Here is a 2,629-nt window from a genome sequence, read left to right as displayed (position 1 = left end):
TGTCAAGGGACAGTAGGAACTGCCCGGTGGCGGACATGAAACCTGCCCGCTGACGGCCACAAGAATTGCCCGGTGGTGGCCATGGGATCTGCCCAAGGGGGCTGCGGCCACCACCGGCCGGGGTGCTCAGCTCAACGGGCTCACCCCCTGGCCGGCGAGTGCCTGGGTGAGCCGGACGCTGTCGCCGCTGGTCTGGCAGACGTGGGCGTGGTGTAGCAGCCGGTCGACGGTGGCGGTGGCCAGCGTCTTGGGCATCAGCTCGTCGAACCCGGATGGATGCAGGTTCGAGCTGATCGCGATCGAGCGTTTCTCGTAGGCGGCATCGACGAGCCGGTAGAGCCCCTCGGCGGCGTCGACGGCGACCGGTAGGAGGCCGATGTCATCGACTACGACAAGGTCAGCGCGCAGGACGCGGGCGATGGCCTTCGATACGGTGTCGTCGGCGCGGTGCCGGCGCAGCAGCACCCCGAGGTCTTCGAGGGTGAACCAGGCGACCTTCAACCCGGTCTCGACGGCCTGCTGGCCGAGCGCCTCGAGCAGGAACGTCTTGCCCGTCCCGGATGGGCCACAGACGACGAGGTTTTCCCGTCTGTGCACCCATTCCAGGGTGCGGAGCGCCTGCTGGGTCGGGGCCGGGATCGAGGAGACCTCGGGTTGCCACGCCTGGAATGTCTTCCCGGTCGGGAATCCGGCTGCGGCCCGCCTCGTGGCCAGTGCGGAGCGTTCCCGGCCGGCGACCTCTTCGGCGAACAGCGCCTTGAGGACCTCGGCCGGTTCCCAGCGTTGCGCCTTCGCGGTTGCGACCACCTCGGGTGCGTGACGACGGATGTGCGGCAGCCGCAACCGGCGCAGCAGCTCCTCCAGCTCCGCAGGCAGCGGCGGCGCGGTGCTCGTCGTCTTCATCTGCTCACCTCGTCGGTGTCCGCGGCGGGCTGCTGGCCAAGGCGCGCCCACCCGCTGGTGCCCTGGGTCAGCGAGGAGTTTTCGCTGGCGCGGTGCTGACCGCTGCGGGGCCCCGCGGCGTGGTGATCGAGGATGGATGCGAGATCGGCCTCGGCGAACCGGCCGTGCACCGCGGCGTGCCCGAGCGCCCAGTCGACCTCGCCGGCATCGAACAACTTCGCCAGCGCGAGTGCCTCGGCCATCTTCACCCGCATCTTGGTGGTGCCCGCGGCAGCGGCCTCGATCAGCCACAACGCGGCGCCCTCACCCAAGGCGAGGAACTCCGCGTCCGCAGCATTCTTCGCTCGCGGCCTGCGCTCCAACGCTCCCGCGGGCTGCAGACCGAAGTGCTCGTCGCGGATGCGTGGGGAACCCGGGGTGGCCCGGTCGTGGCGGGCGACCTCGACCGGCCCGCCGGACCCGACGTGCACGATGACGACCTGCTCGGCGGCGCCCACGCCGTGAGCGCGGACCCATACCGTGGCGCCGAGCAGCGTGTGCGGCACCGAGTACTGCCCGGACTCGAACATCACCATCGGCGTGTTGGCAGGCACCACCCGCGTGGTCCCGAACGCGACCGTGTGCGGGCTCGTCGGGACCGGGTGCAGCCGGGCCCGCTCCTCGGCGAGCATCTCGATCGGTGGCCGTTTCGTGACCCGGTGCACGCGAGTGTTGACCTTCTGACAGAACGCCTCACACGCCGCCTCGAGCTCGCCGAAGCTGGCGTACTGCTCGAGCAGATTGGTGTCCTTGGGCACGAGGTCGGCCTTGCTGATCTTCACCGACGACTCGGTGCCGCCCTTGGACGCAGGGTCCGCGGGCACACACGTGTGCACCACCACCGAGTAGTACTCGGCGAACCCGAGAAGCTGCCGGTTGCGGACCGCGATCCCAGCAATATGTTCACTCGTGACGGTCTTCTCGTTGTCGGTCAGCACGTAGGTCGGCACCCCGCCCAGCCGCCGGAACGTCTGATCCAACGCCGCGAACACGCTCGGCATCGTCTTGTCCCGCAGCGCAAGCACCACCCGGAACCGCGACCACGCCAACCACGCCACGAACAGCACCGTCTTCACGCCATCGATCACCGGACCGTCGCCGTAGTCGTACTGCAGCCACATCCCCGGCTCGGCAACCCAGGGCCGGTGCACCCGAACCCGCCCGGTCCGATACGCGGACTTGCACTTCGCGACCGCGCGGCGGGTGGTGCGCTCGGAACCGGTATAGCCCAGCGCGAGCAGCTTCTCGTGGGCGACGTCCGCGCGGACCTTCCCGTGGGAACGTTCCACCCACTCCTCGAGCTTGGGCAAGAACTCATCGATCAGCTGCGGGCGCGCCGGTGGCGCAGCCACCCGGCCCCCGGCCTCACGCGCGTGCACGTACCTCTTCACCGTGTGGTGCGAACAACCCGCCAGCTCGGCGGCATCACGAAATGACCCAGTCAGGTCGTAAGCATCCAGAATTTGCATGATTTCCTCGGCAGACTTCAACGTGTCCCTTCCTCGGGGCAATAGCGACTTCAAGCACCGCTCATCGCACCCGAGGAAGGGGCCTCAACCGCGGACCGCGGCCAGGCAAACGACATCGTGTCGGGCAAATCCCCTGACCGTCAGCGGGCAGTTCTCACGTCCGCCACCAGGCAGCCTCGTGGCCGTCTCCGGGCAGTCTCTCGTGGCCGCCGACACGC

At 69.0% G+C, this 2,629-nt stretch carries 2 protein-coding genes; both read right to left on the bottom strand.

Annotated elements, in window-relative coordinates; all coding sequences use genetic code 11:
• Positions 1-126: 126 nt before the first annotated feature.
• Positions 127-903 carry an IS21-like element helper ATPase IstB gene (gene istB, locus F8A92_RS18295; RefSeq protein WP_153506615.1) on the bottom strand — a complete coding sequence of 259 codons (777 nt, stop codon included), beginning with the start codon at positions 901-903 and terminating at the stop codon, positions 127-129.
• Positions 900-2,432 carry an IS21 family transposase gene (gene istA, locus F8A92_RS18290; protein ID WP_153506614.1) on the bottom strand — a complete coding sequence of 511 codons (1,533 nt, stop codon included), beginning with the start codon at positions 2,430-2,432 and terminating at the stop codon, positions 900-902. Before istA ends, istB begins: the two co-directional genes overlap by 4 nt.
• Positions 2,433-2,629: the final 197 nt, after the last annotated feature.

This window comes from Cumulibacter manganitolerans, assembly GCF_009602465.1.
Lineage (GTDB): Bacteria > Actinomycetota > Actinomycetes > Mycobacteriales > Antricoccaceae > Cumulibacter > Cumulibacter manganitolerans.
Note: the sequence above shows the minus strand (reverse complement) of the source record. Positions and strands in the feature narration are given on the sequence as shown.